The 23,892-nt window shown below is 48.1% G+C and carries 20 protein-coding genes; 7 read left to right on the forward strand and 13 right to left on the reverse strand.

The features are described from left to right. Positions 1-61: 61 nt before the first annotated feature. Together queD and HQN79_RS07470 are read left to right on the forward strand one after the other, a co-directional pair. On the forward strand, positions 62-445 hold the full coding sequence (queD, locus tag HQN79_RS07465; RefSeq protein WP_173285310.1) for a 6-carboxytetrahydropterin synthase QueD: 384 nt from the start codon (positions 62-64) through the stop codon (positions 443-445). Positions 446-604: 159 nt separating this feature from the next. Then, positions 605-1,420, forward strand: a complete 816-nt coding sequence (locus tag HQN79_RS07470; RefSeq protein ID WP_238843336.1) for a prepilin peptidase — start codon at positions 605-607, stop codon at positions 1,418-1,420. Positions 1,421-1,492: 72 nt separating this feature from the next. Here HQN79_RS07470 and HQN79_RS07475 read toward each other — a convergent pair whose 3' ends face one another. Then, positions 1,493-1,807, reverse strand: coding sequence for a DUF3579 domain-containing protein (locus tag HQN79_RS07475; protein WP_173285311.1), 315 nt, complete (start codon positions 1,805-1,807; stop codon positions 1,493-1,495). 329 nt (positions 1,808-2,136) lie between these two features. On the opposite strand from HQN79_RS07475, the gene HQN79_RS07480 reads away from it, so the two are divergent. Continuing rightward, positions 2,137-3,207, forward strand: a complete 1,071-nt coding sequence (locus HQN79_RS07480; protein ID WP_173285312.1) for a 3-deoxy-7-phosphoheptulonate synthase — start codon at positions 2,137-2,139, stop codon at positions 3,205-3,207. Between the two features lie 68 nt (positions 3,208-3,275). Here the strand turns inward: HQN79_RS07480 and thiL are convergent, their stop codons facing one another. The 8 genes from thiL to glyA form a co-directional block, all read right to left on the reverse strand. Then, on the reverse strand, positions 3,276-4,286 hold the full coding sequence (thiL, locus tag HQN79_RS07485) for a thiamine-phosphate kinase (RefSeq protein ID WP_173285313.1): 1,011 nt from the start codon (positions 4,284-4,286) through the stop codon (positions 3,276-3,278). A gap of 103 nt (positions 4,287-4,389) precedes the next feature. Further along, entirely contained in the window at positions 4,390-4,872 is a 483-nt protein-coding gene (gene nusB / locus HQN79_RS07490) for a transcription antitermination factor NusB (RefSeq protein ID WP_173285314.1), read from the reverse strand. Then, positions 4,872-5,333 carry a 6,7-dimethyl-8-ribityllumazine synthase gene (ribH, locus tag HQN79_RS07495; RefSeq protein WP_173285315.1) on the reverse strand — a complete coding sequence of 154 codons (462 nt, stop codon included), beginning with the start codon at positions 5,331-5,333 and terminating at the stop codon, positions 4,872-4,874. Before ribH ends, nusB begins: the two co-directional genes overlap by 1 nt. A 161-nt stretch (positions 5,334-5,494) precedes the next feature. Then, positions 5,495-6,613 carry a bifunctional 3,4-dihydroxy-2-butanone-4-phosphate synthase/GTP cyclohydrolase II gene (gene ribBA, locus HQN79_RS07500; protein ID WP_173285316.1) on the reverse strand — a complete coding sequence of 373 codons (1,119 nt, stop codon included), beginning with the start codon at positions 6,611-6,613 and terminating at the stop codon, positions 5,495-5,497. Position 6,614: 1 nt separating this feature from the next. Next, positions 6,615-7,265, reverse strand: a complete 651-nt coding sequence (locus HQN79_RS07505; protein ID WP_173285317.1) for a riboflavin synthase — start codon at positions 7,263-7,265, stop codon at positions 6,615-6,617. 27 nt (positions 7,266-7,292) lie between these two features. Further along, a complete protein-coding gene (ribD, locus tag HQN79_RS07510; RefSeq protein WP_173285318.1) occupies positions 7,293-8,453 on the reverse strand; it encodes a bifunctional diaminohydroxyphosphoribosylaminopyrimidine deaminase/5-amino-6-(5-phosphoribosylamino)uracil reductase RibD in 1,161 nt (386 codons plus the stop codon). A gap of 44 nt (positions 8,454-8,497) precedes the next feature. Beyond that, positions 8,498-8,968 (reverse strand): transcriptional regulator NrdR, encoded by a 471-nt coding sequence (gene nrdR, locus HQN79_RS07515; protein WP_173285319.1) that lies wholly within the window; start codon positions 8,966-8,968, stop codon positions 8,498-8,500. Positions 8,969-9,191: 223 nt separating this feature from the next. Next, on the reverse strand, positions 9,192-10,463 hold the full coding sequence (gene glyA / locus HQN79_RS07520) for a serine hydroxymethyltransferase (protein ID WP_173285320.1): 1,272 nt from the start codon (positions 10,461-10,463) through the stop codon (positions 9,192-9,194). Positions 10,464-10,730: 267 nt separating this feature from the next. Here glyA and ettA point away from each other — a divergent pair, with 267 nt between their 5' ends. The 3 genes from ettA (at position 10,731) to HQN79_RS07535 (ending at position 13,962) form a co-directional block, all read left to right on the forward strand. Further along, positions 10,731-12,401, forward strand: coding sequence for an energy-dependent translational throttle protein EttA (ettA, locus tag HQN79_RS07525; RefSeq protein ID WP_173285321.1), 1,671 nt, complete (start codon positions 10,731-10,733; stop codon positions 12,399-12,401). Positions 12,402-12,479: 78 nt separating this feature from the next. Then, a complete protein-coding gene (locus tag HQN79_RS07530) occupies positions 12,480-13,394 on the forward strand; it encodes a sensor domain-containing diguanylate cyclase (RefSeq protein WP_173285322.1) in 915 nt (304 codons plus the stop codon). A gap of 76 nt (positions 13,395-13,470) precedes the next feature. Continuing rightward, positions 13,471-13,962, forward strand: coding sequence for a DsrE family protein (locus tag HQN79_RS07535; protein ID WP_173285323.1), 492 nt, complete (start codon positions 13,471-13,473; stop codon positions 13,960-13,962). A gap of 88 nt (positions 13,963-14,050) precedes the next feature. Here the strand turns inward: HQN79_RS07535 and HQN79_RS07540 are convergent, their stop codons facing one another. Then, entirely contained in the window at positions 14,051-16,300 is a 2,250-nt protein-coding gene (locus HQN79_RS07540; protein WP_173285324.1) for a methyl-accepting chemotaxis protein, read from the reverse strand. Positions 16,301-16,535: 235 nt separating this feature from the next. Between HQN79_RS07540 and HQN79_RS07545 the strand changes: the two genes are divergently transcribed. Next, the gene (locus tag HQN79_RS07545; RefSeq protein WP_173285325.1) at positions 16,536-16,961 is read left to right on the forward strand and encodes a tautomerase family protein; all 426 of its coding nucleotides are present in this window, start codon (positions 16,536-16,538) and stop codon (positions 16,959-16,961) included. Between the two features lie 7 nt (positions 16,962-16,968). On the opposite strand, the gene HQN79_RS07550 is transcribed toward HQN79_RS07545, so the two are convergent. The 3 genes from HQN79_RS07550 to purL all read right to left on the reverse strand — a co-directional run bounded on the left by HQN79_RS07550 (position 16,969) and on the right by purL (position 23,846). Next, on the reverse strand, positions 16,969-17,598 hold the full coding sequence (locus HQN79_RS07550) for a hypothetical protein (protein WP_173285326.1): 630 nt from the start codon (positions 17,596-17,598) through the stop codon (positions 16,969-16,971). 159 nt (positions 17,599-17,757) lie between these two features. Further along, a complete protein-coding gene (locus HQN79_RS07555; protein ID WP_173285327.1) occupies positions 17,758-19,677 on the reverse strand; it encodes a 5'-nucleotidase C-terminal domain-containing protein in 1,920 nt (639 codons plus the stop codon). A 299-nt stretch (positions 19,678-19,976) separates the two neighbouring features. Continuing rightward, on the reverse strand, positions 19,977-23,846 hold the full coding sequence (purL, locus tag HQN79_RS07560; RefSeq protein ID WP_173285328.1) for a phosphoribosylformylglycinamidine synthase: 3,870 nt from the start codon (positions 23,844-23,846) through the stop codon (positions 19,977-19,979). Positions 23,847-23,892 lie beyond the last annotated feature (46 nt).

Below are 23,892 nucleotides of genomic sequence, written 5' to 3' on the forward strand. Positions count from 1 at the left end.
ATCGCTGTGTAATTTAAGATATAATTATTTGCTTAATTTGAATTTTTCAGGGTAAGCGTAAATGGCGCAAAAATTTGTATTAAAAACCGTTCTTGATTTTGCCGCAGCCCACACTCTGCAAGGCTACCCCGGCGACTGTTCGAAACTGCACGGACATAACTGGAAAATTGAAGTCCAGATTGTCGGCAGTCAACTGAATGAAATCGGAATGGTCGTTGACTTCAAGGAAATCAAACGTCACGCCAAAGAGGTGATCAAAGAGTTGGATCACACCTATCTGAACGACCACCCGCATTTCACTCAGATCAACCCGACGGCTGAAAACATTGCTGCATTCCTGTACCGCCAGATTGCTGAACGCATCAGCGATGAACGAGTTGCTATGCACAGCATTACCGTCTGGGAAAACGACCGCAACTGCGTCATCTATTCGGAAGACGAATAAGGGGCTCCGCATGTTTTCAATTATCAAAAAGCCGGGAAATATAAACCCGGCTTTTTTGTATCCGACAAACGCCCGATATTTTCGCAAAACCCGTTTCGGCTTGACCTTTTCAAGCCTTACTTTTAGCATTTGTGCAAAATATTCATTGAGACTCAATTCATGCAAACACACCTAATGACGCCAATTGTGGAGCTGCCTCTCTTTTTAACGATTGCATTTTCCCTTCTTCTCGGTCTGATTATCGGCAGCTTCTTAAGCATGCTGACCTGGCGCATGCCGCGCTTTTTATTCGAAGCGGACGAAAATACCCCGCATTACAAAATAATGAGCATGGATCGTTCACATTGTCCGCATTGTCATGTCGCCCTGCCCTGGTACCGACTTATCCCACTCTTTAGCTGGCTTTACAGCAAAGGTAAATGCCACAACTGCCACGAACCGATCTCTAAACGCTATCCACTGATCGAACTCAGCAGCGCACTGTCGACAACTGCGGTCATCATGTATTTCGGCCTTTCACCCTTAGGGCTTGTCGCTTTGGTTTTTACCTGGTACCTGCTGGCCATTACCGTCATTGATATCGAACATCAATTGATTCTAGACAACCTGAGCTTGCCATTGCTTTGGCTCGGCCTACTCTTAAATACTCAGGAAGTTTTCACCAGCCTCGAAATGGCCGTCTGGGGTGCCGCACTGGGCTACCTGCTTTTATGGCTGGTTTTTCACGGCTTTCGTCTGGCCACAGGAAAAGAAGGAATGGGGTATGGTGATTTCAAAATGCTGGCGGCATTGGGCGCTTGGTTCGGCGTCATGGCGCTCGCGCAAATTGTGCTGATCGCCGCCGTAAGCAGTATTGTGATCACAATCCTTTTAAGCCTGATCAAACTGCAAAAACACGATGCGCCTTTTGCTTTCGGTCCATTCTTGGCACTGGCCGGCTGGATCACCCTCTTTGCCGGAAGCAACCTTATTTAAAACACATGCATAAAAAAAGCCGGAAATAATTCCGGCTTTTTACATTATCGGGCTCGCACCAAGGGTTCTGGCTCAGCTTCCCAACTTTTCTTCATCGACATCGCAGACCTGAGTCATTTTCAGACCATTACTCTGAACGAAGTTCATAACATATTGATACATATTGGGGTTTTTAATTTCCAGCTCGGTATCGATAATCAAACACTTCTGCCCTTCATACAATTCAGGATGCAGCAAATCGGAATACACCAGTCGATGCGATTCACCAAAGGAAGCACCCATTGAAGAAATCCGATCAATCCAATCACTTGGCCTAAATTTTCGACCGTCCTCGGTCACACCTTGAATAACGTATTTACAATGCACTATTCTCTTGCCTATTTGCATTTCTTAAAACTGCGAGGATTTTATCATAACTAGTTAAAATTCCGAGTGTTCAGTAGATTATTTTTAACTATCAAGTTAATAAGCATTTTAAATACATAAAAACCCGCATATCCCTCAGCATAGAAGACTGCATAAGAATAAGCTTATGAAATCATTAAATTCGTTGTAAACTAAACCCCAAAAAATGGCATAATAAGCGGTTTGGTGCGGTTTTCATTTATGAAATCCCTAAGAGAAGGTAAGAGGCGTCAAAACCCTCTCTGATCTCTGGCAATTCGCGGATGCGCACAGACGAAAGCGCACACTTAATCACATAAAAAGTAGTAACCATGAGCACGTATCAGACTGACGATTTACGGATTAAAAACATTACCGAAGTTCGCTCTCCGCAGGACCTGCATGAGCTTTACCCTATCACCGAGTTAGCGTCGCAAACGGTGTACGATACTCGCCAGCAGATCCATAACATTCTGGCTGGACGTGACGACCGTATCCTGGTGGTAATCGGCCCATGCTCCATACATGATCCGGGCGCGGCCAGAGATTATGCCGCTCAGCTTAAAGGACAGATCGAAAAGCATAAGGACGACCTGCTGATCGTTATGCGCGTCTATTTTGAAAAGCCTCGCACCACCGTCGGCTGGAAAGGCCTGATTAACGATCCAAACCTGGACGAGTCTTTCGAGATCAACAAAGGGTTAGGCCTGGCGCGTAAATTACTCTCCGACGTCAACAACATGGGCGTACCGGCCGCAACCGAATTTCTGGATCTGATCTCGCCACAGTATGTTGCCGACCTGATCTCTTGGGGAGCTATTGGGGCTCGTACAACCGAAAGCCAGGGACACCGTGAACTGGCATCCGGGCTTTCCTGCCCGGTCGGTTTCAAAAACGGTACCGACGGCAGTGTGCGTATCGCGGTTGACGCCATTCGCGCAGCCAACAACCCGCACATTTTCATGTCCTTGACTAAAGAAGGTCATTCGGCGATTTTTGAGACGACCGGAAATGAAGATTGCCACGTTATTTTACGCGGAGGCAATCAAGGCCCGAACTATGAAGCGCCATACGTTTCAAAAGCCGTCCAGCAATTGAGCGAAGCAGGTGTACAGAGCAAACTGATGGTCGATTGCAGCCACGCGAACAGCAACAAAGACCACACCCGCCAAATGATTGTCGCTCAATCCATTGCCGACCAGCTTAAAGACGGTTCGGATGCAATTATGGGTGTCATGGTGGAGAGTCATCTTGTCGGCGGAAGACAGGATGTTCAGCCAGGCAAACAGTTGACCTACGGGCAGAGCATCACCGATGCGTGTATCGACTGGGAAAGCAGCACCGAATTGCTCGACATGCTAGCTGAAGGTGTACGCCAGAGACGAGAAAAGTCAAAAGCGTAATCACCATCGCGTCTGATAGAGACAATAAAAAAGCCGTCAATCGACGGCTTTTTTATTACCTTGAAACTTTAAAAATGCTGAAACCCAGCAAAATCCGGTACAGCATCCCCCTCTCCGCACAGCGTCAACTCGATTCCGGCATACCCAGTAATTTCGCCGATCCTGGAGAGGACAACGTCATGTTCAGCAGCCAATGCCTGCAAAGCAGACCAGTTTTCCGGCTTCACCGTCAGACAGAGCTGGTACTCGTCACCTCCGCTTAGCGGCATCTGCCACAAAGCTTCTTGAGCAACAAGTTTGCGTACACCCGAAGAGAGCGGTAGATCGTTCAATTCAACCCGTGCCCCAAGGGGCTTCCCGGTGGACATCGAGGAGCGCTCAAGAATGTGCCCTAAATCTTGCAACAAGCCATCGGAAATATCGATCGCGCTATTGGCCAGAGGATACAAACATTGCCCCATAGCCAACTGGGGGATCGGTCGATTCAAGTAATTCAAAGCGTGCCGTTGATCTTGCTCACTCAACCCCGTTTTCAATTCAGTTGATAAGGTATCCAGCGCCAAGGCCAACCCCAAAGCTCCCTCGCCGAGAACGCCAGTGACCGCAACAATATCTCCCGCTTCAGCTCCTGAACGCAGGACTGCGCGCCCTTTGCGAACAACGCCTTTAGCACTGACCGTGAGCGTCAGAATATCGCTGCGCGTCGTATCTCCCCCAACCAACGGAATTTTCATACCGGTTGATGCAACCAGATCATGAAATCCTTGACTGAAATCAGCCATCCATTGCTCAGACTCGGCACAGGTTTTCGGTAAACTCAACCCAAGAGAAAAACCGATTGGCGACGCCCCCATCGCGGCCAAATCACTCAAATTGACCGCTAAAGCCTTCCAGGCAATGTCATAGGCCCGGGTTTCATGCGGAAAGTGGACGCCACTGACCAGAGTATCCGTTACCACGACCAATTGATGCTCCGGAGGAATAGTTATCAGCGCACCGTCATCGCCGATACTCAAATCACCTTCCGGCAAACCAAGGCTTAGAGGAGTGAAATAACGCTCAATCAGATCAAATTCCATAAATCTCTCTGGCAAAATGCAAAAAAGCCCTCAGACGAGGGCTTTCCTGTAATGAGTCTAAATTGACAAAACCGGCCGCTACACTGGACGCACCGCGATACGGCTAGGCATTGACTTCCAGGCTTCGAACCTGCTTGGCAACCTTATCAAGAACGCCATTAACAAACTTATGACTCTCTTCAGCCCCGAAGCGTTTGGCAAGCTCAACCGCCTCGTTAATGACAACCTTGTAAGGCGTTTCCAACTTACTGCGCAACTCATAACTGCCGATACGCAGAATGGCACGTTCAACCGGATCCAGACGCTTGATATCACGATCGATAAAATCAACATACATCTGATCCAGATCGCCGGCTTCTTCGGTAACCTGATTCAACAACTCTTTAAAAAGATCGAAATCCAGTTGCTCCAGATAACCGTCTTCACTGAACTGTTTCATAATCTCCAGAACAGAAGCATTCGTCAACTGCCACTGGTAAAGCGCCTGCAAAGCGACTCGGCGCGACTGACTGCGCGGCGAGACTTGCGGCTCTTTTTCTATAATTTCTTCGCCCTGTCCAGGCTGAATCGAATCGGTAATTTTCATTAAATCTGCTTCAATACATTAACCATTTCAATGGCCGCAAGAGTGCATTCTTCACCCTTGTTACCCGCCTTGGTACCGGCACGTTCAATCGCTTGTTCAATAGTGTCTACAGTCAGAACACCAAACGAAACCGGGACACCGGTCTGCAACTGAATCTGTCCAATGCCTTTCACGCATTCACCGGCAACATAATCAAAGTGTGGCGTTCCGCCGCGAATCACCGCGCCGATCGCAACAATCGCATCATAATCGCCTGACTGCGCCATTTTATTGGCGGCAACCGGGATTTCAAAAGCGCCAGGAACCATGACTTTTGTAATATTGTCTTCGGAACCACCGTGACGAACAATGGTATCGACCGCACCCGCAACCAGGTGATCGACGACAAAACTGTTAAAACGACCTACTACCAGACCGATTTTCATTCCTTGTGCGGTTAGATTTCCTTCAACTGTTTTCATGTATTCCTGAGCCTCTTATTTTTGATCTTCAATCTTGTGATTATTTTCTATGACGCTGATTCAGCGACCTTAGGCATAGCCGCATATTTTGCCATAAAAACCGTCGTCCGAAGGGTAAAAATCCATTGCATTCTGAAAATAATGCATGGATTTCACAATCGTCAGACATCCTTTTTCGGCATAACTTCAACCACTTCCAGGCCGAAACCGCTCAATGCACTCATTTTCATTGCGGAACCGATGATCTTCAGTTTCTTCATGCCCAGATCGGCAATGATCTGCGCACCAAGACCGAAGGTTTTGGTGTCATCCGGATTCTGCGTTTCCGGAACCTTAATACCGCGATCCATCATCTGATAATGCTGGATCTTATCCAGCAAGGCGCCGGCTTCTTCATTCTTGCGCAACACGACAATCGCCCCGCTGCCCTCTTCGGAAATCTGCTTCATTGCCGCCTGCAGCGACCAGCCGCACTCCGGACGCTTGGAACCGAAGACATCACACAGGGTATCCAGCATATGCACGCGGACTGCCGTCGGCTGATCCGAAGAGATCTGTCCGTAAACCAATGCAAAATGCGCTTTCTGATCAAGTACATCCTGATAACCGATCAACTTGAACTCGCCGAACTCGGTCGGCAAAAAACACTCTGAAACGCGCTCGATGGTTTTCTCGTTCTTCAAACGGTATTCGATCAGATCAGCAATGGTACCGATCTTTATTCCATGCTCTTTAGCATAGGTTTCAAGATCATCGCGCCGCGCCATCGAGCCATCTTCGTTCATAATTTCAACAATAACAGAAGACGGTTCAAAACCGGCAAGGCGCGCCAGATCACAACCCGCTTCGGTATGTCCTGCACGCGTCAAGACACCACCCGGCTGCGCCATCAATGGGAAAATATGCCCCGGTGTAACGATATCCTGAGGACCGGCATCCTGAGCGACCGCAGTACGTACCGTAACGGCGCGATCCGCCGCTGAAATCCCGGTAGTCACTCCTTTGGCCGCCTCGATCGAGACGGTAAAGTTCGTTCCGTGAGGATCCGTATTGTCACGCACCATCAGCGGAAGATGTAGCTGATTGCAGCGGTCACGGGTCATGGTCAGACAGATTAGGCCACGTCCGTAACGGGCCATGAAATTAATGTCTTCAGGGGTTACCGTCTCGGCAGGAACCAACAGATCACCCTCGTTTTCACGGTCTTCGTCATCCATCAGAATGACCATTTTGCCCTGCTTATAATCTTCAATCAGCTCTTCTATTGTATTTAATGCCATCTTATTTAAATCCGTGTTCCGCCAAAAAGTTTTCAGTAATATTGGACTGCGCTTCTGCCTGCGGAGCATTCAGCATCCGCTCCAGATATCTCGCCAGAAGATCAACCTCCAGATTGACCTTGGTACCGACCTCGAAATATTTAATGGTCGTTTCCTGACGGGTATGCGGCACGATATTAACATCAAAAACACACCCGTCGACTTTATTGACCGTCAAACTGATGCCGTTAATACAAATCGAACCTTTAGCCGCTATGTATTTACAGATGGTTTGCGGTGCCTCAATCTGATAACGCCACGATCGGGCATCCTGAGAGATCGTCTTAACCTCACCCACGCCGTCTACATGACCGCTCACCAGATGCCCACCGAGACGATCCTGCAAGCGCAAGGCTTTTTCCAGATTGACCGGCGTACCCGGCGTCCATTCTTCGGCCGTGGTAACGCTTAGCGTTTCAGAAGAAACATCGGCAACATAGAAATCTTTGCCGAATTCGATTGCGGTAAGACAGATCCCGTTGGCGGCAATGGAATCCCCTTGCGCCACATCATTCATATCCAGTTTTCCAGTGTGGATCGTGACTTTCCAGTCGCCATCACGCGGCTCGATTTTACTGATTTTTCCTTCAGCTTGGATAATACCCGTAAACATAATTATGATTGCTTTGTTGGTTTGCTATTAATTGCTTTTAAGATGACGTTTCGGTTTTAGAATCATTCGTATATCGTCACCAAAAGTGCTGATATCAGTGACCGAAAACTGTAACTTATCATTCATATTTGTGACCGACGGCAAGACAAACATCGGTTTGGCTTGGTCCCCCATCAGAACCGGGGCGACAAAAGCGTGGATTTCATTAACAAAACCGGATTCGACAAAGGCTCCGGCGACAATCGCACCACTCTCAACCATCACATCATTGACCTGCTCTTCGTCCGCAAGATAGTGCAAGACGGACTCAATATCCAGTTTATCGTCCTGAGCGGCGACGGCGACCAGCTCGACACCATGACGGTGAAACTCCTCAACCCGCTCCAAACTGTTTTCAACGGTCTCTTTGGAGGTCATGACAATCGTTCTGCCGGGAAGCGCAAGCATTTTGGCCTGCATAGGCAGACTTAAATTCGGATCAAGCACCACTCGTATCGGATTGGCTTCTTCCGCACTCAAATTCATTTCAGCCAAGAGCGCTTCATCCAGCCGAACGGTCATACTTGGATCATCCGCCAATATCGTACCAATCCCGATAATCACTGCACCGGCATGGGCGCGCATCTTATGTACTTCAACCCGTGAATCCGCACCGGTAATCCATTGACTTTCACCATTTGCCATAGCCGTACGACCATCCAGGCTACTGGCCATTTTCAGGCGAACATAAGGTAAACCGGTACGCATGCGATGCAAGAAACCATGATTCAATTCATAAGCCTCTTTTTCAAGCAGCCCGACCTGCACGTCAATTCCGGCATTTTGCAGGCGTTTAATTCCATTTCCGCCCACCAATGGGTTCGGATCTTGCATCGCCACAACCACACGACTGACTCCAGCATCAATTAGCGCATCGCTGCACGGCGGCGTCCGTCCGTGATGCGAACAGGGTTCCAGAGTGACATAAGCAGTTGAACCGGAAACATCCTGCGCATTGTTCAGTGCATCCGCCAGAGCTTCTTTTTCCGCGTGCGGCTGGCCGGCTTTATGGTGCCACCCCTGACCGATCACCTTATCGTCCTTAACCAGAACGCATCCTACCGCCGGATTCGGCTTGGTTGAATAAAATCCCTTATACGCCAGCGCAATCGCCTGCTGCATATAGGTCTGATCTTCGCCTTTCCACATCACACCAACTCCTTTCGGTGAGCTTTTGCTATCGCTGCGCAAAGTTATTTTGACTTTGCCGTTGTCGAAACCATCAAACGCTCGATCTCTTCACGAAACGCATTCACATCCTGGAAAGAACGGTAAACCGAAGCGAATCGGACATAGGCGACCTGATCCAGTTCGCTTAGTTCATCCATCAACCATTCACCGATCTGGCTTGAAGAGATCTCTCTAACCCCTTCGGTCATAGCGCGTTTCATAATCGAATTGACCACCTGATCAATCGATTCACTCGCTACTGGACGTTTCTCTAGCGCCTTGATTAAACCGCGACGGATTTTCTCTTCATCAAAACGCTCACGATTTCCGTCACTTTTAACAACGCGCGGCAGTGAAAGCTCGGCGGACTCATAGGTGGTAAAGCGTTCACCGCACTGAATACACTCACGGCGGCGGCGAACCTGAACCCCTTCGGTCGCCAGACGGGAATCTACAACTTTGGTATCCGGGGCATTACAAAATGGACAGTGCATAGTGTTTCCTAATTTTTTTGAATCGGCGTTCCCGGCCGAACATAAATAAGCAAAAATAAGTTATCGCTAAATTAAGATTTTACTTATTTATCTTGAGCCCAGAATTGAAAAAACCACCAGATTTGGTGGTTTTTTCTGTTTAAAACAAGTTTATAACACAAGAGAAAGCCCAACGCGAACTTTTCGCACTGCGTTGCATGGCGCGCTCTAGATGCATACGGACTTATTTATAAACCGGCTTGGCTGCGCAAAGTGCAGAAACTTTTTCACGTACCTCTGCAACCACGCTTTCATCCCAGCTCTCGCTAGACTGATCACACGCGTCGATGACATCACACATCCAGGTTGCAAGGTTGGTACAGTCTTCCACATCGAAACCGCGAGTAGTTGCCGCAGCGGTACCGACACGGATACCGGAAGTTACGAATGGAGACATAGGATCGTTAGGAACCGAGTTCTTGTTGATCGTGATATGCGCCGCATCCAGAGCCGCATCAACCAGCTTACCGGTCAGACCTTTTTCAATCAGGCTAACCAGGAACAGGTGGTTTTCAGTCCCGCCGGAAACCACATCGCAACCGCGCGCCTTAAAGACTTCCGCCATTGCTTTGGCATTTTTGATTACGTTAACGCAGTAATCTTTCCATGAAGGTTCCAGACACTCTTTAAAGGCTACCGCCTTAGCCGCCATAACGTGAACCAGAGGACCACCCTGACCGCCCGGGAAAATCGCCGAGTTCAGTTTCTTTTCAAGATCCGGGTTAGACTTGCACAGAATCAGACCACCGCGCGGACCGCGAAGCGTCTTGTGAGTCGTTGTGGTGACAACGTCAGCGAATGGAACCGGATTCGGATATTGACCACCAGCAATCAGACCGGCAACGTGCGCCATATCGACAAACAGGTAAGCACCGACAGAATCGGCAATCGCACGGAACTTCGACCAGTCAATAACCTGAGAGTAGGCAGAGAAACCGGCCACGATCATTTTCGGCTTGTGCTCGTCAGCCAACTTCTGAACTTCGTCATAGTCGATCTGACCGCTAACCGGATCGATACCGTACTGTACTGCATTGTAGATTTTACCGGAGAAGCTTACGTGAGAACCGTGTGTCAGGTGCCCACCATGCGCCAGACTCATACCCAGAACGGTATCGCCCGGCTCGCACAATGCCATGTAAACCGCTGCATTTGCCTGAGAACCGGAGTGCGGCTGAACGTTCGCATAATCTGCGCCGAACAACTCTTTCGCGCGATCAATCGCAGCCTGCTCAACAATATCAGCAAACTCACAACCGCCGTAGTAACGCTTGCCTGGGTAACCTTCCGCATATTTATTCGTGAAGTAAGACCCCTGCGCTTCCATTACGCGTGGACTGGTGTAGTTCTCAGACGCAATCAGCTCAATGTGAGTTTCTTGACGATTCTCTTCATTTTTAATCGCATCGGCAATCAGATCATCATATCCAGCAATCGTCATGTCTTTTGTAAACATTGTTAAGCTCTCCGTTAAAGTAGAAAAGAGGCGGTCTATCGCGGCTTTTGGAATTCGCAACCCACAACCGTCTCATTAGAATCCAAAGCCAGAATTTTAATCTTTTTGGCCTGACACGGCAAATTAAAGGGCTAATTTTTATCAATAATCATGAAAACAGAAAGTAATAGTCTTTAACTGTTTTTCGATTCTCGGTAAACTTGCCGTCATTCACAGTTAATCCAATCCAGATTAGCCTCTAATCTATTCAGAAATTTAGGAACTTCCATGGCGCAATTTGTTTACACCATGAACCGCGTGGGGAAAGTTGTCCCACCGAATCGTCACATCTTAAAAGATATCTCTTTGTCCTTCTTTCCCGGCGCTAAGATCGGTGTTCTCGGTCTCAACGGAGCCGGTAAGTCGACGCTTTTGAGAATCATGGCGGGCATCGATACCGATATCGTCGGTGAAGCACGTCCGCAACCGGGGATCAAGGTCGGTTATCTGCCACAGGAACCGCAGCTGGACGAATCGAAAGATGTACGCGGCAATATCGAAGAAGCGGTTAAAGAAGTCAAAGATGCTCTGGCTGAACTGGATGCGGTTTACGCCGCTTATGCCGAACCGGATGCTGATTTTGATGCTCTGGCCAAAAAACAAGCTGAGATCGAAGACATTATTCAGGCTAAAGACGGTCACAATATCGACCGTACTTTAGAAATTGCCGCCGACGCTCTGCGCCTGCCGCCTTGGGACGCCGATGTTTCCAAACTATCCGGTGGTGAAAAGCGCCGTGTTGCCCTGTGCAAGCTATTGCTGGAAAAACCGGACATGCTGCTGCTTGACGAACCAACCAACCACTTGGATGCTGAATCGATCGCGTGGCTGGAACGCTTCCTACTTGAATTCCCGGGAACCGTAGTGGCGATCACCCACGACCGTTACTTCTTGGATAATGCCGCGCAATGGATTCTGGAGCTTGACCGTGGTGAAGGCATCCCATTCGAAGGAAACTACTCTTCGTGGCTGGAACAGAAAGAGAAACGTCTTGAACAGGAAGCCAAATCCGAAGCGGCGCGCATGAAAACCATTAAAAGCGAATTGGAGTGGGTTCGCCAAGGTGCTAAAGGCCGTCACGCCAAATCCAAAGCGCGTCTGGCCCGTTTTGATGAGCTGAGTTCGCAAGAACAGCAGAAACGCAACGAGACCAGCGAAATCTTTATTCCGGTTGCCGAACGCCTTGGTGAAAAAGTCATTGAAGTGAATAACCTTTCAAAATCTTTCGGCGAGCGTCTATTAATTGACGACCTCTCTTTCAACCTGCCACAGGGTGGAATTGTCGGGATCATCGGTGCAAACGGTGCCGGTAAATCGACCCTGTTCCGCATGCTGACCGGACAGGAACAGCCGGATTCGGGCTCTGTTGAATTCGGTGAAACGGTGAAATTATCCTATGTTGACCAAAGCCGCGATGCGCTGGATGACAATAAATCGGTCTGGGAAGAGATCTCTGAAGGCGACGATATCTTTATGGTCGGCAATATCGAAGTGAATTCACGCGCCTACTGCTCGCGATTCAATTTCAAAGGTGGCGATCAGCAGAAGAAAATCGGTCAGCTTTCCGGTGGTGAACGTAACCGTGTTCACCTGGCTAAAATGCTGCGCAGTGGCGGTAACGTCCTGCTCCTGGATGAACCGACCAACGATCTGGATGTAGAAACGCTACGAGCGCTTGAAGAGGCCCTACTGGAATTTGCCGGCTGTGCGGTGGTTATCTCCCACGACCGCTGGTTCCTGGACCGTATTGCGACGCATATTCTTGCATTCGAAGGCGACTCTCATGTAGAGTGGTTCGAAGGAAACTTCACCGATTATGAAGCCGACCTTAAACGCCGTAAAGGTGCGGATGCAGCACAGCCTCACCGCATCAAGTACAAGCCGATTTCAAAAGGCTAAAATAACTGTAAACGGCTGTTTTTATACAGCCGTTTTTTGTATGCCCTACTCAACAAATTTTCGTGTGGAGACAACTAAATGAGCGACGCGCTGAAACACACTTACTCTCATCTTGAGGCGATAGCCAATGCAATGCCCGACCCGATTTTCATTATGGGCCGGGACGGCACCTATCTGGACATTGTCGGCGGTCAGGAGCGTACGCTCTATGCTGACGGTTCCAGCCTTATCGGTAAAACCTATCATCAGGTACTGCCGGAAAAGATGGCTGACCGTTTCTTGAAAGTCGTGCAGAAGGCAATCGCATCCAATACGCTGCAAGAGATCGAATACCAGCTGGCGAATGACGAAGTCAACGGCGTTTCCGAAGGCCCTTCCGGCGGGCAATGGTATGAAGCGAGGGTTTATCCGGTTGACAGCGAAAGCTACGGACAACCGGCTGCGATCTGGCTGGCGATTAATATTACCAGCCGCAAGCATATGGAAGAACAGATCGAGCACCTCTCTTCCAATGACCCTTTGACGAATCTGTATAACCGCGACTTCTTCCTTGACCTGCTCAACGAAGAACTCAATCGCGCCAAGATGAATAATCAGCCACTATCCCTGATTAAGATCAATCTGGATTGCTTCAAAAACATTACCGACGGCTATGGTCACGAAATGGGCGACAAAGCGATTTTAGGTGCGGCTCACGCCATTCAATCGGTCATCAAGGATATGGGGCCGATCGGCCGCTTGAGCTGCGATCAGTTCATGGTCGCCCTACCGGAAGTCAAGGCTGTTGACGCTCTACGCATCGGAAAGCTGATTCAGGAAAAAATCTCCGGGCACAAATTCAAACTGGATGACGGCCAAACGACTTGCCTGACCAGCCATGCCGGTGTTACCGAGTTACGTAGCCCGGACGAAGACAGTCAAATCCTCTTCAAACGCGTTAACGAAGCCATTCAAAGCTTAGCCAGCACGCGCGAAATTATCCGCATTATGTAATCGCTTCCAAAGCGGCTCCCTGAACTGGAAAGCCGCTTTTTTTATCTCTAAAAACTATAAAACGAGGAGTAACCCTATGCATCTATTCAAAAAGATGATTCCAATTCTGCTGATCGCTCTGGCATTTTTCGGACTGAACACTCAGGCGCAGGCCGCCGATGACGGTGCCAAGGTGGTGTATCATGTCGATTTTGCCGACCCGACCCGTTACTCGGCAACCCTGACTTCCATCAACAATATTATGAACTTCTACGAATCCGAACTGATGGAACCGGAAGTCCATCTGGTCTTTGTCGGTTACGGTCTGCGCTTTACCACCGATGATGCCTTAAAGGGCACGCCTTACGAGCATGACGCAGCGTTACTGGAACGTCGTGATGAATTAAAAGGCCGTCTGGATGCGTTAATCAACGTGCGCGGAGTCAAAGTGCACTTATGCGACAAAACCCGCGATGAAGTCGGGCTTCCGCAGGATAAGGTCTATAAAGGCATTCAGTTTGCGCCGTCCGGCGTCGCCAAGATTGCTATTTTGCAGAGCGAAGGTTTTGCTTATTTGAAGATCCAGTAATATTCAAATCCACCCCTTCCCAGCCTGTAACAAAAACGCCTGCTTAATGCAGGCGTTTTTATATTTGAAACAGATAGAAGCAGCAGGTTTAGAAATCAACCCAATCTTCACCACTACCGTAGTTTGACTGACCCTTTCCTTTTCCGTCTTTACTTTGTATCTGTATCGGCTCTTCTTTTTTGGCTGCAGGTGCAGCAATTGATTTAACTTCACTCTGCACTGGCTTTGCCGAAACAGGAGGCAACTGAGAAGAAAGTTTGGTCGTTCTGAAGAATGACATTTTCTCCTTGAGTACTGTTGCCTGATCACGCATGCTTTCCGCTGCGGCAGAGGTCTCTTCAACCAAAGCAGCATTCTGTTGTGTCACCTGATCAATCTGACCGATGGCAATCTGCAGCTGCTGAACACCCTGGGCCTGCTCATTTGAAGCGCCTGAAATCTGCTCACTCATACGCGTGACCTGCTCGATTGAATCCGTAATCTGATTAATCACTTCTCCGGACTCCGTTGCCAGTTTGGTCCCCTGATCAATACGATTCACACTTTCATTGATAAGTGATGAAATGTCTTTGGCCGCTTCAGCTGATTTTTGCGCCAGCGCTCTGACTTCTCCAGCGACTACCGCAAAACCTCGACCGTGCTCACCTGCACGGGCCGCTTCTACCGCCGCATTCAACGCCAGCAAATTTGTCTGGAAAGCAATACCGTCAATCATAGAGACAATTTCAGAAATTTTATGGCTTGACTCCTGAATAGCATTCATCGCCACAATTGTTTGACTCATTACTTCAGACGCAGCTTTCGCCTTGGATTCGACTTCATGCTCAATATTGGTCTCTTCAGAAGCGCTCTGTGCATTATTTTGTACAGAAGAACTAAACTCTTCCATCGTTGCACTACTCTGCTCAATTGAAGCCGCCTGTTCTTGAACTCTCTGACTCAAGTCCATTGACCCGGCAGCAACCTCATCCGCTGCAGTCGCCACAGTTCCTGCAGCCTCCATTGCAACAAATACAATTTCATCAAGACTAGCAATCGACTTGTTAATCGCGTCTTTCAGAACAGCCAGCTCTCCTTCATAAGATTGAGTAATGGATTGCGTTAAATCCCCTTCAGATTGAGCGACAACAATACGCTTAATATCGCTAATCGCTTGACTCAACGAATCCATCGAGCTGTTCACTCGCTCTTTCAACTCAGCTAAATCGCCTCTCGCTTCAACCTGAACCCTCTGATCAAATTGCCCTTTATTCATCGCAGACATGACATTAATAATTTCGACCATCACAGTATTAATACTGTTCAAGGCATCATCGACCTGTTGACTGAAAGATTTTGGAACTCGTGGATCCATTTGGATATCAAACTGCCCTTGATACAACGCCTGCATCACTTTTGACAATTCGCTCATCATAAAGTCCACACTTTCCGCTGAACCATTAACACCTTGCTTCAGAATGTCTAGATCACCTTTCTGTTGACTATTGACCCGTTTGGTAAAATCTCCGTTTGCAATGGCACTGACAACGGTATTTGTTTCACTAATGCTGGTTTTAATCGCCATGAGCATTAAATTCAATGCCTTAGATATTTCGCCCAGCTCATCACTTCGATCAGATAGTTTCTGGTTGAAATTCATGGTATCAACCACCTGATTAACCTCTTGAACCGTCGAATGAATTCCCTTACGAATTGACTGAATCAACGTCCAGGATATGGCGACAATAAGTACCAGGAAAAACAATCCCGAACCAAGCATTAAATTTTCCTGAAAACCGGCAAAAGCTTCTGCTTCAGCCTGGGCTTCATGGCTCACTTCTCTCAAGTGTGCTCTGAACTGATCGATTTTCTGTAAAGTTTGCACCGAATCAGGGTTGATTACCGTCAGATAATGGTGATTGGCGTGAGTAAACTCCCCTTTAGAATAAAAGCGAATTCCTTCCTCAATGTCCTGAAAATATTTAAGCAAACGTTCTTCAAATGCTTTTACATCCGACGTAAATTCCTCTGCGGACTCATGCCCTTTAAATTCGCTTAACTGCGTCTTAGTCTCTTCAATCAAATCTTGCATTTTATCCCAATGCATCGACGTCGGGTGATCATGCATTTTGACAATATCGGGATTGGATGGGTCATGTTGCAAAGTCAAAAGATACTGCATATTGATCGATTGAATCTGATTATGAAAACTGGCAGCCTCCGATAACTCGACTATCTGATTGGTATGATGAATAATTTCTTTTTGCTTCTCACTACTCCATAAACTCAAAATAGAAACCAAAACAATCGATATAAAGGCTACCGCCGCCAAAAGTATCAACCTTGCCTTAATAGACATAATCCCATCCCTTAAAATTTTTCTTTATCTGTATTTACGTAACTATAAGCACTATATAAAAAGATTTACCTATAGATTAGCCATCTTGATATAGTAAACGCCTGAATACAGGCTAAAAAATCAAATCTAAGCTGGACTGAACCTATAAAAACATCATATAGGTTTTTTCCAAGTAATACGTAAAATTAATCAGGGTATAAATTCTTCACTCACTCATAAAAAGAAAGGGGATCCAATGCCATTAATAGTAATTCATTTACCCGAAAACACCTTTTCTGCCGAACAAAAACAACGTTTTGCCAAACAGGCAACCGATACCCTTCTTGCTCTTGAAGGAATGTCCGGTCATCCCAAAGCGCAAAATCTCAGCTGGGTTCAATTCTGTGAATTTAAACGAGACGATTTTTATATGGCGGGTCATAAGGTTGATAAACCGCATTACCGGTTGGACATCAGCATATTCCAAGGCACGATGGCCGGCGATAAAAAGGAACAGCTGACCGAACAGCTCACCGATCTGATCTTGCAGGTTGAAGAAACCGATCATAATTTACTGAATGCCGCTCGCGTCTGGGTCATGATTAATGAAGTTCCCGACGGTAACTGGGGCGGAGCCGGGAAAATCTACCGCATTCAGGACTTGATGAAAATGATGCGTTAACAAACAGTTAAAACGCTTCTTTTTTGGCTTTCCAGTCTGCCAAAGGCAAAATCACCGGTTCCTCGCCGTTCTGTCTGAACCATGAATCAACGGCGTACAGCCGACCGTCAGGTATTTCTCGAATGACCGCTGTCCAATGCACATCAAAAAAGAGAGGGTTGCGCACAACTCTTGGCATAACCTGATGATGCTTTAACCAGCCGTTCGCAGAAAAGAATTTGAGATAGGTCGTCGTATTAACCGACTCATCAATACAATCCATCTGCCCGCGCTCGCCGGTTCCGTCGTTTTCCGCCTTATCCCTCCAAGTACCAACGCTCTTTCCGGTCAACTTTTCCATCAATGCTACCGCTTCGGCAATTGCGACACGCTCTCTTTCGGGTTCAATTCCCCCCTCCTGAAACACTTGTTGAATTTGTAATTTTTCGTCGACGTCAAACTCAACTTCATCAAGCTGTTTACAACCGTATTCATGACAGACCATTACACGGTTTGCAGCCGCATCTTCATACAGATGCGCGATATCGGGTGCGGCAACCCAACCGCATCCTTGCAGAGAAAGCAGGGATAAAACAGTAAACAAGCGAACACTGAATGTATAAATAACAGGAAAAGTAAGACGACTGGAATAAATCACCGAAAGCACACCTATATGCATCAAACTCGATTTCTACATAACATCGATAAAAGATGCTTTTTAAATTAACACATCGCCGACGATAATCCACAGGCATAAAAAAACCCGGCGCAGATAAACTGGGCCGGGTTCTTTTGAGTGTTATAACTTAATTGAAAATTAAGCCATTTCACCTGGGTATGCTTCGATACCAGGGTTATCTGAAACACCTTTAAGCTTAGGATGGTTAACTTTCTTAAGCTTCATGTCGTTTTTGTGACGACGTAGGTAATCAGCAGTAACATCCCACATTAGACGACCTTCACCGATTGCCTCAACCTGCGCCCAACCGGCAACAGTATAAGTTTTGTTCGCTTCAAGCGGAGTACCATCGTCAAGACGCATGTCAGAGATACGGTTACCAAGTGCCGCATTAGGCTCACAAGTGTAATCCATACCACCAAGACGAACCATATCACCACCAGACTGTAGGTATGGGTCTTTCTGGAATAGGTTTTCACAGATACCTTCAAGGATATCTTTCATTTGCGCACCTGTCACTTCAGACTTGTAGGTTTCACCGTAAGTCATAGAAGTTTCGTCCATTACGCGTTCCATAGTGATGGTTTCACCCGCTAGTACAGAAGTACCCCAACGAACACCGGCAGACATTGCGATTTGCGTATCGTGCTCTTCACGTAGTGCGTTTACGATGATTTGATCCCAAGTCCCCATGAAGTTACCACGACGGTATAGAGTGTCTTCCGCTACCGCTAGCTCTTCACCAAGGATCTCGCCGTAAGTTTTACCTAGACGATCTTTGTTTACGTAAGCACTTTCACGACGTGATTCGATTACGTTGTTGTCATACTTGGTGTTGTATAGGTCATCGATGAACTTCTGAACGCCTGCATCCGCTTCAACAACGTTAGAGAATACTGGTAGAAGCGAGTAGTTAACACCTTTAAGCTTACCGTTCTGGATATCAAGGTCCATACAACCAACGAACTTACCGTTAGAACCAGCGTTAGTAACGTAACAAACACCGCCTTCAGGAGTTTTAACATTGATAGTTTTAGGAACACCATCGTGCGTGTGACCACCGAAGATTGCATCGATACCAGAAACACGAGAAGCCATCTTGATATCAACGTCCATACCGTTGTGAGAGATCATGACGATCGCAGCAGGTTTTTCGTTTTCACGGATGTGATCAACCGTTTCCTGAAGCGCGTCTTCACGAAGACCGAATGACCAGTCAGGGAAGTTAGACTGAGGGTTCGCGTTAGCTGTACGAGGGAACGCCTGACCAACAACCGCAACACGCTCGCCGTTAACAACTTTGATTACATATGGTTTGAATGCACGAGCTTCGTCTTCGTCGTATAGACCGATACCGTTGTTCGCTTCAACCATTTCACGGTAAGCGTCACCGAATAGTGAATCTTCTTTAACACGGATGTTCTGTGCAACGAACTCACCTTTGAAGTTGTTCAGGTTTTTAAGAACTTCTTCTTCTTTATAAGTGAATTCCCAGTGACCAGTCATAATATCAATACCGATCTGGTTTGACGCTTCAACCATGTCCGCACCACGAGTCCATAGAGCTGTACCGGAACCGTGCCAAAGGTCACCACCATCCATAGTGATCGTGTTTTGCTGACCGCCAGCTTGATCGCGAAGCATATCTAGAACAGTTTTAAGGTGTGCGAAACCACCTACTTTACCGTAAGTTTCAGATGCATCCTGGAAGTTTAGGTAGGTGAATGCGTGTGCAAGTTCTGGGTTAGCGTTCTTATCAATACCTAGTTCTTTAAGAAGCTTGTCACCAACAACGTGAGGAAGCTTACCAAACGCCGGACCTGTACCCAAGTTTACATTCGGCTCACGGAAGTAGATTGGCTTCAACTGAGCGTGTGTATCTGTAATGTGTAACAGACGAACCTTACCTTTCATAGGTTTGTTGTAGATCTCCGCAGACGCTTTTGCAGCAGCAGCTTTATCCGCACCACCAGACATTGCAGAAGCCGTACCTGGCAACATACCTGCCGCAGCAGCCATAGACATTACATGTAGAAATTCTCGGCGATTTAAAGACATCAGGTCTCTCCGTTGTTATTTTAAATTACATCGCTAACGCGAATATTTCTCTTAAAAAGGTCGAAGCTTCCAACCTTCCTGACCGGTAAGATTTAAGCCGGCCCAAAAAATTCTGTCAAATTTAAGGGTTCAGCAAATCAAAGTCAAATAAATGAATGTTATTCATTATTAGAATTTATTTATTAGGATTTACTAATAAATTTTTCCTCTTATATGAGAACTTAATTTACTTCGATCCTGTTACGTAAAAACCCGGATGACCCGGGTTTTCAATTATTGAATCAATGATTTGACGGCAATCAGCCAACCCATTTACGAGCGTTGCGGAACAGACGCATCCACGGAGCATCTTCCTGCCACTCATCCGGATGCCACGAGTTCTGTACGGTACGGAACACGCGTTCAGGGTGCGGCATCATAATCGTCACACGCCCATCCGGAGTTGTCAGACCAGTCATGCCGTTAGCCGAACCGTTCGGGTTGAACGGATAAGCTTCGGTCGGATTACCGGCTGCGTCAACATAACGCACACCAACCAGACCTTCGACCTGCGAGGCATCACCGGCACCGAAATCCATACGCCCTTCACCGTGTGCTACGGCAACCGGAATACGCGTACCTTCCATGCCTTTTAACAGGATAGATGGCGATTCTTCAATCTGAACTTGCGAGAAGCGCGCTTCGAACTGCTCGGAAGTGTTACGTACAAACGCCGGCCAGCTTTCCGCACCCGGAATAATCTCTTTCAGGTTCGACAACATCTGACAGCCGTTACAAACCCCAAGAGTAAAGGTATCTTGACGCTGGAAGAAACGCTCAAAAGTGCTGCGCGCCGTATCATTAAACAGAATGGAGTTCGCCCAACCGCGACCGGCTCCTAAAACGTCACCGTAGGAGAAACCACCACAGGCAACCAGACCGCGGAAATCGTCAAACTGCACTTCACCGGAAAGCACGTCGCTCATATGCACATCAATCGCATCGAATCCGGCTTTAGTGAAAGCGGCGGCCATTTCCTGCTGACCGTTAACCCCCTGCTCACGCAGAATAGCCACTTTCGGGCGAGCCTGTCCGGCAAACTCAGCGGTAATATCCTCATTGATATCGAAAGTAACCAACGGATTAATTTCGGTATTCGCATCGTTCTCGATCGCTGCAAACTCCTGTTTCGCGCACTCTTCGTTATCACGAATCGCCTGCATACGGTAAGAAGTTTCGGACCACCACTTCTGCAACTGTTTACGTGGCATGTTGAAGATTTCTGAACCATTCGCCGCAATTGCGATCTTATCGTCAGCTGCAAGCGTCCCGATAAAGTGGCTCATAGCAGAAAGACCGTGTTCGGCCAATACCGATTCAACAGCCGCTTTATCGGCAGACTTGATCTGCACAACGACACCGACCTCTTCGGCACATAGTGCAGCCACCGGCTCGCCGCCCAAAGCAGAGATATCAATGTTAAGACCGGTATGACCGGCAAACGCCATCTCAAGCAGTGTTACCAATAGACCACCGTCGGCACGGTCATGATAGGCCACAATCTTATCCTCGGCCAACAACGCTTGAGTCGCATTGAACAGGTTCAATAGATCATCCGCAGAATCCAGATCGGCCGAAGTTTCTCCTACCTGACCGTACACCTGTGCCAGACAGCTGGCACCAATACGGTTTTGACCTTTACCAAGATCGATAACCAGCAGTTCGGTATCACCCAAATCAGTACGCAGTTGAGGCGTAACGGTTTTGCGTACATCTTCAACCGGCGCGAAGGTCGTGATGTTCAGAGACATTGGCGAAATAACCGCTTTATCTTGATCACCCTCTTTCCAAACGGTCTTCATCGACATAGAGTCTTTACCGACCGGAACCGCAATGCCCAATGCCGGGCACAATTCCATACCGACAGTTTCCACTGCGTCATACAAAGCCGAATCTTCACCCGGATGCCCTGCGGCGGCCATCCAGTTAGCAGAGATCTTAATGTCCGACATCTTATTAATCTTAGCGCAGGCAATATTAGTAATCGCTTCGGCGATCGACAGACGCGCAGAAGCTTTCGGATTGATCAGTGCGACCGGAGGACGCTCACCGGAAGCCATCGCTTCACCGGTGTATCCGTTATAGTCGGAACAGGTGACACCGGCATTCGCCACAGGAACCTGCCACGGCCCGACCATCTGATCCCGTGTCACCATACCGGTAATGGTACGGTCGCCAATAGTGATCAGGAAGTTCTTCGACGCAATGGTCGGCAGCTTCATCAGACGTTCGGCTACGTCGTTCAAATCCAGATTAGCGGTTTCAAATCCAGCCTGCGGAATCTTGCGGGTTTCCGCAGTACGGTGCATCTTAGGCGGCTTGCCCAGCAAAACATTCAGAGGCATGTCGACCGGATTGTTTTCAAATACAGTATCGTTGACGACCAGTTCCTGTTCCTTGGTCGCTTCACCGACAATCGCATAGATAGCGCGCTCACGCTCGCAGATTTCGATGAACTGATCAATCTTGTCCGGATAAACGGCAATAACGTAACGTTCCTGTGATTCATTCGACCAGATTTCCATCGGCGACATGCCAGGTTCGTCGTTCGGCACTTTACGCAGATCAATCTTCCCGCCGCGACCGGCGTCATTGACCAGCTCAGGGAAAGCGTTCGATATACCGCCGGCACCTACGTCATGGATAGAGGCAATCGGCGAATCTTCACCCAGATAAGTACAACGGTCGATGACTTCCTGTGCACGACGCTCCATTTCAGGATTTTCACGCTGCACCGAAGCGAAATCCAAGTTTTCCGCACCGGAACCGGTTTCAACCGACGAGGCGGCACCACCGCCAAGACCGATCAACATCGCCGGCCCTCCAAGAATCACCAGTTTGGCGCCAACCGGAATTTCCCCTTTCTGAATATGCATTTCGCGAATGCTTCCCAGACCACCGGCCAGCATAATCGGCTTGTGATAACCGCGGATCTCTTCGCCATCATGGGTAATCAATGCATTTTCATAGGTACGGAAATAACCGTTGATTGCCGGACGCCCGAATTCGTTATTGAACCCGGCTGCACCCAGCGGCCCTTCGATCATAATGTCCATCGGCGTAACAATACGCCCCGGCTTACCGTATGGTTTCTCCCATGGCTGTTCGAACCCTGGAATATTCAGGTTCGAAACAGTAAAACCGGTCAGACCCGCTTTCGGCTTGGAACCGCGACCGGTTGCCCCTTCGTCACGGATTTCACCGCCTGAACCTGTCGCCGCACCCGGCCAAGGCGAAATCGCCGTCGGGTGGTTATGTGTTTCGACTTTAATCTGGAAGTGTACCGGCTCGTCGGAGAACTGGTACTGACGGGTCTGTGGATTCGGGAAGAAACGCGTCGCCATCGGCCCTTCGATTACCGCAGCGTTATCACTGTACGCCGAAAGCACACCCTCGGAGTTGCACTGATAAGTGTTACGGATCATGCCGAACAGCGACTTGTCTTTATCCTGTCCGTCAATTGTCCAATCGGCATTGAAGATTTTATGGCGGCAGTGTTCGGAGTTCGCCTGAGCGAACATCATCAACTCGGCATCGACAGGATTGCGACCCAATCCGTTAAAAGCGTCTACCAGATAATCAATTTCGTCTTCCGAAAGTGCCAGCCCCATTTCTTTGTTCGCAACCACAAGCGCATCACGACCACCACCCAGTACGTCGACCGTGGTCATCGGTTTAGGCGACTGATGCGAAAACAGATTTTCCAGTGTCGCAAAATCATGGCTGACAACTTCAACCATACGATCATGTACCAGCGCTTCAACAGTCGCTTTGTCGGCAGCCGTAACACCTTCAAAGTGATAAACAATACCACGCTCGATACGCAGAACTTTGTCGATACCGCAGGTGTGGGTAATATCGGTCGCTTTAGAAGACCATGGAGAAATCGTCCCGATTCGCGGCGTTACAATACAGCTGTCTTCACCCAGATCACCGTTTTGATCCGCAGCGTCTTTGTTCAGCAAGACATTCAGATGCGCTTTTTCTTCAGCGGAAAGTTCCGAGGAAAGGTCAACAAAATAGACAAACTGAGACTGTACCGCGCCAATGGGCGCGGCAGCTTGTAACTTTGCTAACAACTGATTTAAACGATAAGCGGAATGAGCGGGATTTCCCCAAATAATTTGCATAGTTTTTTGTCCTTTCGAAAAAAACAAAGCCCTCAAATAATGAGGG

This window comes from Thiomicrorhabdus xiamenensis (genome assembly GCF_013282625.1).
GTDB classification, from domain to species: domain Bacteria; phylum Pseudomonadota; class Gammaproteobacteria; order Thiomicrospirales; family Thiomicrospiraceae; genus Thiomicrorhabdus; species Thiomicrorhabdus xiamenensis.